This window comes from Pseudidiomarina sp. (assembly GCF_048267825.1).
GTDB lineage: Bacteria > Pseudomonadota > Gammaproteobacteria > Enterobacterales > Alteromonadaceae > Pseudidiomarina.
This window is the reverse complement of the sequence record NZ_JBLWWR010000014.1, coordinates 44267-51359: the sequence shown is the minus strand read 5'-3', so window position 1 is coordinate 51359 and position 7093 is coordinate 44267. Positions and strand designations below refer to the sequence as shown.

The window sequence follows — 7093 nt, the reverse complement described above, 5'->3', positions numbered from 1 at the left end:
GGCTTCCCCATGTGAGAGTAGGACACCGCCAGGCTTTAAATCGAGAACCCCGAGCAAACGCTCGGGGTTTTTTTATGTCTGAAAAACAAACGCGTTACTGGTTAATCGTTATTGGTTATTCGAAAAAAAGAAAAGACCACTTCGAGCAACGATTAACGAATAACGAATAACGATTAACGCCTTCTCACTTTTCTATTGTATAGAAGATATCGCCGCCTTGAGATTGACCACTGGTTGTAGTCTCAATGATCAACTTCTCAGAGAGTAGATAGCGTATTAAGAAGCTATTGGTATTCTCAAATAAGCCCACGCCATACTTCACGTATAATCTTGGTGATAAGTACTTGCCCACGTAAAATGACGTATCGTTCGGGTTCATGGTGGAATCAATACCAAACTCATCAAACCCAAAGGTATCTTGTAAGGACTCTCCGAGTAAATCTGTTCCCTTAGACCCTAACAGTATCAGCGCTTGTAACTGCAAGTTCTCATTGCCAGTAGAACTCACTCCAGAACCTCGACCGAGTATTAAGTACGACAAAACTTCACTGTCAGGCATTGCTGGCGTTGAATACAGCCGGAAGTCTGGCTCTAGGAGTGTTCCGCTAATTTGTGCGCCAACCGAAACCTGCTCTGTCGAGATAATATTTTCCTGTGCTCGAACAACCCGCAAATCCAAACCTGGATTAGCGATTGGCCCACCGCTATAAATTAAAGAACCGCGCTCAATTTCCAAACGTTGGCCATACAACTCATAAAAACCTTTGGTCACCGAAACACCGCCGGTGGCTGTTAAAGCACGCGTTGGCGTTTCTGAAACTCGGAGGCTTCCAGCTAGTTCACCTTCAAAACCAAAACCAGTCACCTGAATTTTATCCCCCAAGGTTACCCTTACGTCGGCATATAAAGGATAAAGAGAATCGCTTTGTTGCGTTACAGGTTCGCCATTTTCAAATACTTTCACATCTGCAGAGGGCGTGGTTGCAATCTCGCTCAGTTCCGGTTGATCAATTACAGCGTACGGAATGAGCACTTCGCCGGTAATGTCGATACGTTGATTCTTTACCCGAATATTGATATTCGGGCTTACATCGATAGTGGCTGTTGGTAACTGAACAGCACGGAAGCTTTCGCCTTCAATTTGTAAATCAAGTTCAGTTGCCAGCGGCTGAACATTACCTTTTATACTTATCCAGCCATCACCTGATTGCGCTTGGCCATCGAGCGTAATTGAAGCATCTACATTTGGCGTGTCAAAAGCCGCGATTCTGACATCGGTAAGCAGCAAACCACTTTGTGTAAAGCCAATCTCTTTTGCTGCAAGCTCAACTGAACCGGTTATTTCAGGTGCTTTGGCGTTGCCGCCAATAGTGATTAGGGCTAATGCTTGGGCCTCTTCATACCGTAAATCCGGCAATACCCACTGCAATACCGTTAGATCATGCAACTCCATGATGATTTCACCTTTCAGCGCAGCAACATCGGTGAGATCACTGATAGTAATGTCGCCAATAACAAGACCACGGTCGTCCTCTAATTCAGCAGTAACTTCTGCTTTGATAGATTCGGTATTTCCGGCCCAGTTAATTCGCCAGTACTCAAATCGCGTGCTCACTTCTTCATCAAGTGCGAATAAAACAGTACGCTCACTACCGACATTACCTTCAGTGTGATCGAGCGTCCAAGTCTCTGTGTCATACACAATAGTGCTATTAAGAGTTGCGAGTCCCCAAATTCTTTCAGCCACCTCAGCAGACCTAAATCTGTTGAGTAATGCTAATGGCAGATTCGCACCATTAATTTGTGTGGTTTGCTTTGTGCCTTTAGATGCACTTGCTAAACACAGTTCAGCTGCTGCGGTTCTCCCATCAGAAATAACGCAAAAATCCGTTACCGAAAAGGCAAGTGGCTGATTGACTGGTAAGTTAATTGTGGCTGGCTTATTGGTTTGCCATTGGCCAAAGTCGGGGTGATCGGCATTAAAATCTTTAACCTCTATTCGTAACGACTTATCAATTTGACCAACGACAGCTAATTCCACGTCAAGCGTTCCCGCCAAATAGTCGTTGTCATAAAGCGCCTCGAGGTTGGGTATCTTAACCAATGCGGATAGTGGTGATTCCTTCGTCATAGCGCCATCAAGCACAACCTCATTATCCATCCAAGAGATATTGAAATTATGGGCGCTCAGGCGATTGCTGAGGAAAGACAATTTACCGTTTGCAGATAGTTCGGGGTCACTGTAGCCAGCTAACTCAGGCGGGAAGGCACTGAGATTTTTTATATCGACCTCTGCGTTGAGTTCGGTTTGCCAGTTGGCCTGTGCAGAAAACTCGGTAGTAATTAATTTGGAAGTAATGGTAGCAACTTCAAAATCAACACTTTCTGCGCTTCCTCGGCCATAAAAATCGATATTAACTGACTTATTATCTGCGTAAGTACCCTGCGCTAAAAGCTTGTGCGTATAGGCTGCTAAGTTGCCGCGCACTTCGCCCACGGCCGATTCAAAATATACAGACTGCGGAACCAGTTCATTCGGAACTGCGAGGCGCTTCGCGGTGAGATTTAAATCGAACTCAACCTGCTCTGGCGCATTGGTAGCTTGCAGATAGTTTGAAACGACACCTTGTAGCTCAACAGCCCCCAGCTCTTCACCAATCTGGTTTAGCTCTAATCGCTCAATCATAATTTGCTGGTTGTCGACTGTTGCAAGGGCACTTGTCGAGCTATTGCTTAACCACTCATATAATGCTGAATCTTGCTCCAGGAACATCGGTAAGAAAGGCGCGACCGCTAGCTCACTGACCTCAACCTTGCCAAGCCAGCTAGGGTTTTCAAACAAATCCTTTATATCTATAGAAGCCGTTTGCTGCCGGGCATTGGCTGAAACGCTAAACGCGTTCTCGACACGTAAGTGTTTAACGTCGCCGACTAGTGTCGATTGACCAGACACCGCAGCGATCTGTGCACCTTTAATAGGGTCAGCCATGGACCACTGAGCGCTAAGCTGCAATGGGTATGTGCCAGATGTTTGAACTCGTCCAGAAACCGTTGCATCGATGGCTTCATAAGTTATTTGTAGGTCGGGTATGGAGAGTTGATCATCTTTCCATGCCAATTGCCCACTCAGGTCGGGGAGTGGAGTTGTCGTTTCTGGTGACGTGTACGCGCTGTTCGTGGCGCTGAACTGGTTAATCACCAGGTGAATTGGCAACTGAATATCTGGCAACGTAATTGGGGTATCAGTTGACTGAGGCGCAGCGGTACCGGTTGTTTTGAACAGCAGCTTCTCAGTGTAAACTTCCTCAAATACCAATCTATTCTCTATGAGCTCGGTCGGTTGCCAGGAAATTCGTAACGTATCAGCAGATAGCTGCCATTGTTCGTTTTCTATCGCTAAACCGGTTAATTCAAGTGAACTCAGTAGGTTCCCTTGTATGGCCGTATAACTGATTTCCAGATGCGTGAAACGCGTAGACTGGTCGATGACAAAGCGCGAGCCATTGGTGGTCATAAGCAAAGCCACTATCGCGCTTGGTATAACCACGAACAGAACCACAATGACCCAGGCGAGATACTTCACAAACTTCATAGGTCAGGCCCCAGCGTCAAGTGTAAGCGCCATGGGTTACTTGGTTCGTCCATGGCCATAGCTAAATCTAACCGCACCGGACCGATGGGGGAGACCCAACGAATACCAAAACCGACCGATTGTTTAAGCCGATCGTTCCAGTCCATCATACTGTTACCGATATCGGTAAAAAGGGCGACCCGCCAGTTTGATTTGAAGGCATAATCGACTTCAATAGAATTTGCTGTCATAAAGCGACCACCAACGACAACACCGTCAGCATTTGTGGGACCAAGCTGTTGGTAGGCGTATCCGCGGACGCTATGATCACCACCGGCAAAAAATCGCAATGTTGAACCCAGCGCATCAAAATCATCTGTCTGTAAAGCACCAACTTCACTTCGCATAAGCACACGCCATTCGTCGCTCAGCCGATGTACCCATTTTGCACTTAACTTGACCGAGGCAAAATTTGTATCCGCCAGAACATTCTCATGGGCGCCCTGTAGCATAATCGAGATACGGTATCCGTCATCAATTATGTTGCGGTTTGCTGGCAGGCTGGAGCTTTCGATAAGACTCCATTCAACCGAGGGAATAAGAAAGTTTGAACTGGAGGTCGGCTCATCACCGAACGAAAAGTCTTCGCGTTGATAAGCTAACTGGTACGTGCGATGCCAACGGTCATAATGTCTTATGTCTTTAAACGAGGCACGGTATAACTTGGAGCGCTGCGCTTCAAAGGAGCGATCGGTTATCTCACCATTAAAACTATAAGAGTCTCGCGCTGGGTCATTCCCCGGAATGATGTAACTTACATAGCCGGTATTTTGTACTTCAGATAAACGAATTACGCTACTCAAACGATGACCACGATCGTTCACCCAGCGTCGATCGAAGCCCATGGTAATACGTGCGCCCGTATCAGTACCATAGCCTAATCCGACTTGATAACGGTCGCGCTTATTTGGCGATAGGGTTACATCAATAGGCACTTGATTGGTTGTTGCTTGATCCCAGCGGGGCGACACCTCAACGGTGCTAAAGTACTCACTTCCCGCCAAATCAACTTGCAAATCAAGCAGTGCGCGCGTGTTAAATGGCTCACCGCGCTGGTGATGGATGAAGCGTTCAAGCAGGCTCTCATTAAGAAACGAACAGCAGAAAGAGGTCTCACCAAATAAATAACGTTCGCCTGACTCAAATACCAGCGTGATATTCGCAATCTGCTTGTCGCGCTCTACTTTAATACTATGTGTCGAAAACTGGGCATCATAATAACCACGTTCAGCCGCCAGATTACGTAATCCGGACTTTAAACGTTCATAGGCTTGGTGGTTAAACGGTTGGCCACGGGAGGGAAGTCTTTCCTCAAGCAATTTCTGAAATGCGGCATCATATTGTGCACTGCCGGTGAGCTCAATATTTACATCACCATAAGTGGTGACGGGGCCAACGTCGACGGTATAGAGCACCGTCCAGGTGTCGTCACCCTCAATAACTTCGCTCTTTACTTGGGCGTTATAGAAACCATAGGGTTCTATGGCTGTTAGGAGTTCTTGCTCGCCTTTTCGCGCGAGATACCGAACTCGGAATATCGATGGGACTGTTTGGCCCTCGAGTGCCTTGATACCAATGTAAGCTCTTGCATTCTGCAGCAGTTGCCCCTCGATTCCTTCAATCCGTACAGCAAGTTTTGCATCACTTTGCTCCCACGACGACTGCGCATAGCTCACTTGTAAAAAGCATAGTGAGACTATCATTAGCATTCCCTGAAAAAAGCGACCGCAAACACCCATGAATTACCTTTCAAATAAGTACGTACAAAAACAGCAGTATAGCACCCAGCTCACGGTGAAGTGGTGAAAAATGCCGCAGTTAGGCGATAGAACATTACAAATAGCTTGCCAGAGAATGTTTGGCCAGTATAATTCAGACCTTGATTGCAGGGGTGTAGTTCCAATTGGTAGAACAGCGGTCTCCAAAACCGACGGTTGGGGGTTCGAATCCCTCCACCCCTGCCAGCTTTTTAATGCTTCCTTATCTTGAGCGTTTGGGCTAGGCTAATCGCATGACAGATCGAACGACTCCTCTTTTTAATAAATCACAACAAAATGCATTAGCAGCAATCGGCCTGCCGCTTTGGCGTGAGCGCACCACAAATGTTGACGTGCCACCAAAGCAGCATGAGCATTGTTATCGCTTAAGCAGTTGGTTAATCGTTACCGATAGCCCACTTCCCGTAAATCGCCCGCAATGGCTGAATGATTTAGTTCGCACGTTAGATCAGGAAAACTCTGGAGCGCTAGCTGAAACGGCGGCAAGTACCATTGAAAACTGGTCGAAAGAACGCATCATTTATTTGTCCTTAGGGCCTGGTAATGTATTCCCGGCTGCAGCTAAACGCGAAACGTGGAACCAGATAGTTAGCCGATCGTTGTGACACCAACACTCCCTATCTCCCTCTTAGACTGGACTCCAGCTGTTGTTGCAGTTGAAGCGTCAGCTGCTGCAGTGCCTTGGTCAGAAATGAATTTAAGATCATGCTTTGCGGCTGAGTATCAAAACTTCGGTATTTGGTCACACGATGCGCGCGAGCTGTACGCTTTTATTCTAGTTCATCAACCCGTTGCTGATGAATGGACCATTATGAACATTGCTGTTGCACCTCAGGCGCAACGGCGAGGCTATGCGGAAGCTTTAGTTCGGTACGTATTGGCGCAGGCCGCTCGACAGTCAGCGAAAGTTTTTTTAGAAGTGCGCTCAAGTAATAATGCAGCGCGTAAGCTTTATCAGAAGGTTGGTTTTCAAGAGGTGGGTTTACGCAAGAATTATTATCCAACCCTGAGTGACACGAAAGAGGATGCGATTGTGATGCTCTGGAACAAACCTACTGAGATTTAATCGGTGTAAGTTGGGCAAAACTTGCTGCGTAAAAGCTGCATAAATCGCATGGTGTCCGGGTCATTAATGGAATAAAAAATAGTTTGAGCTTCTTTCCTGAATTTCACCAACCCTTGTTGACGCAGTACAGCTAAATGCTGTGAGAATGCTGATGGGCTGAGCGGAAAATGCTGGTTTAATTGACCAACACTTTTCTCACCGCCGGCCAAATGACACAAAATTTGCAGGCGGTGTTCGTTAGCAATTGAGCGCAAAAACGCTGCAGCATCTTGTGCTTCACCGGTTTGCATTTCAGCATCCATCAGCATGCTCATAACTCTCTCTCTACTGGTTTGATTGTGCGAGCTCGCGCTCAGTTTTTAATTTAAAAACTTTTCTAAGAAAAATTCTGGCTGGACAAAAGCCAGTGAATGACTGCTGGAATAAATTAGCACCAACAAACACTGTTAACCAGACCCAATTTGGGTGAACCCATACGGTTAAGGCAACAGATAATAGCACCATAAAGCCCGCAAAGGCAGTTAAAGCACGTTCGACACTCATGATATTCTCCGTAATTAAGAAGTTGCTAAATTAGCATAGCTCCAAATTTTGTAATCGCAAAGTGATTTGAATGAT

General features: G+C 46.4%; 6 protein-coding genes and 1 tRNA gene. 3 read left to right on the top strand and 4 right to left on the bottom strand.

What is annotated here, in order from left to right; translation table 11 throughout:
• Positions 1-184: 184 nt before the first annotated feature.
• A complete protein-coding gene (locus ACN0UN_RS10420) occupies positions 185-3592 on the bottom strand; it encodes a translocation/assembly module TamB domain-containing protein (RefSeq protein ID WP_417659912.1) in 3408 nt (1135 codons plus the stop codon).
• Positions 3589-5334, bottom strand: a complete 1746-nt coding sequence (locus tag ACN0UN_RS10415; RefSeq protein ID WP_417659911.1) for an autotransporter assembly complex protein TamA — start codon at positions 5332-5334, stop codon at positions 3589-3591. The genes ACN0UN_RS10420 and ACN0UN_RS10415 overlap by 4 nt, the downstream gene beginning before the upstream one ends.
• 184 nt (positions 5335-5518) lie before the next feature.
• Here ACN0UN_RS10415 and ACN0UN_RS10410 point away from each other — a divergent pair.
• From ACN0UN_RS10410 to rimI, 3 genes are all read left to right on the top strand, one after another.
• Positions 5519-5595 (top strand) — tRNA-Trp (locus ACN0UN_RS10410).
• 47 nt (positions 5596-5642) lie between these two features.
• Positions 5643-6014: a hypothetical protein gene (locus ACN0UN_RS10405; RefSeq protein ID WP_417659910.1), complete on the top strand. Its 372-nt coding sequence runs from the start codon at positions 5643-5645 to the stop codon at positions 6012-6014.
• The gene (gene rimI, locus ACN0UN_RS10400) at positions 6011-6475 is read left to right on the top strand and encodes a ribosomal protein S18-alanine N-acetyltransferase (RefSeq protein ID WP_417659909.1); all 465 of its coding nucleotides are present in this window, start codon (positions 6011-6013) and stop codon (positions 6473-6475) included. Before ACN0UN_RS10405 ends, rimI begins: the two co-directional genes overlap by 4 nt.
• Here rimI and ACN0UN_RS10395 read toward each other — a convergent pair.
• Positions 6472-6789 (bottom strand): metalloregulator ArsR/SmtB family transcription factor, encoded by a 318-nt coding sequence (locus tag ACN0UN_RS10395; RefSeq protein ID WP_339879803.1) that lies wholly within the window; start codon positions 6787-6789, stop codon positions 6472-6474. The two genes, rimI and ACN0UN_RS10395, sit on opposite strands and share 4 nt — an antisense overlap.
• A 10-nt stretch (positions 6790-6799) precedes the next feature.
• The gene (locus ACN0UN_RS10390) at positions 6800-7018 is read right to left on the bottom strand and encodes a DUF2892 domain-containing protein (protein WP_417659908.1); all 219 of its coding nucleotides are present in this window, start codon (positions 7016-7018) and stop codon (positions 6800-6802) included.
• Positions 7019-7093 lie beyond the last annotated feature (75 nt).

Coding starts and splice junctions, on each gene's coding strand:
- ACN0UN_RS10405 (WP_417659910.1), top strand. CDS start 5,643: ATGACAGATCGAACGACTCCTCTTTTTAATAAATCACAACAAAATGCA.
- ACN0UN_RS10395 (WP_339879803.1), bottom strand. CDS start 6,789: ATGAGCATGCTGATGGATGCTGAAATGCAAACCGGTGAAGCACAAGAT.
- ACN0UN_RS10420 (WP_417659912.1), bottom strand. CDS start 3,592: ATGAAGTTTGTGAAGTATCTCGCCTGGGTCATTGTGGTTCTGTTCGTG.
- ACN0UN_RS10415 (WP_417659911.1), bottom strand. CDS start 5,334: ATGATAGTCTCACTATGCTTTTTACAAGTGAGCTATGCGCAGTCGTCG.
- ACN0UN_RS10390 (WP_417659908.1), bottom strand. CDS start 7,018: ATGAGTGTCGAACGTGCTTTAACTGCCTTTGCGGGCTTTATGGTGCTA.